This window comes from Intrasporangium chromatireducens Q5-1, from assembly GCF_000576575.1.
Lineage (GTDB): Bacteria > Actinomycetota > Actinomycetes > Actinomycetales > Dermatophilaceae > Intrasporangium_A > Intrasporangium_A chromatireducens.
Map to the genome: position 1 here is coordinate 1 of NZ_AWQS01000518.1, position 973 is coordinate 973.

At 66.2% G+C, this 973-nt stretch carries 1 protein-coding gene; it reads right to left on the reverse strand.

Annotation, left to right across the window (positions count from 1 at the left end):
- Nucleotides 1-254: 254 nt before the first annotated feature.
- Entirely contained in the window at nt 255-875 is a 621-nt protein-coding gene (locus N864_RS22650; protein WP_034722914.1) for a PIN domain-containing protein, read from the reverse strand.
- Nucleotides 876-973: the final 98 nt, after the last annotated feature.

Sequence of the window (973 nt, forward strand, 5' to 3'; positions counted from 1 at the left end):
ACCTCCTCGTGCAACGAGTCGTGCAACCAGTGTTGGCGGACGGGTCATGTCTCCAGCTTCTGGCGACGTCCACGGGACCGTGAACCGCGGCCCTGGCGCACTGCAACAGCACCATGGCTGACCTCCTCGACTGCTCACCGGGTCAACCGGAAGCTGGGGTCACGATCGGAGGCGTTCGAGAGCGCAGATCGGTGGGCCGCGCCGAGCAGTCCCGGGAATCGTTGGGGAAGAGGCGCCTGCGGGTGAGGGCTTGCTCAGGCCCAGGTGCTGTTGCTGAGGAGGTCGGTCTGGCGGATGTCGATCAGTCCGTCGTCGTAGCCGCGAAGGCGTGTGTAGATGGTTCGCATCGCGTTCCGGTCTGGGATGTACGTCGTCCGGATGCAGGCTTTCAGGATGGTGTGCGTGTTGTAGAGGGCCAGTGATCCGACGGCTTGCCCTTGCGAGGCGAGCCGTTCCAGCCGTCTGATCTCGTGAGCTGCCGCCCGTGCTCCCTTGATCTCGTCAATCAACATGATGACGTCGGCGCCGGCCTCGGCCCGCACGACGGCGTGCGCGATGACGAGCTCTTCGCCGAGGTCCTTGCTGACTGCCATGCGTTCGATCATGGGGGTGTTCGAGAGCCGCTGCACGACGGCCTCGAGGGCCGGTGTGAGGTCATCGGGCAGCACCGTCAGCCGCTTGGCGTGCTCGAGACGGGCCCAGGTGGGCGCCGCCGCCTCGAACTTGCTGCCCGGCCTTGCCTTTCGGAATACCTCGGTCCTGACCGTCTCGGGTGCGCAGATGTATCCGCCCGTGGCGTGCAGCAAGATGCGCTCTTGACGGGTGGCAAGGAAGTTGAGTGCTGGTCCACAGTCGACGATGACGGGATCACTCATGCGCCGCCCCGACGATCTGCCTCGCCGGTCTGTACCTCGCCGTTGTGTTCCGCGGAGGTGCCCTCACCGCCGTCGCCGTCGCCGTCGCCGTCGCCGTC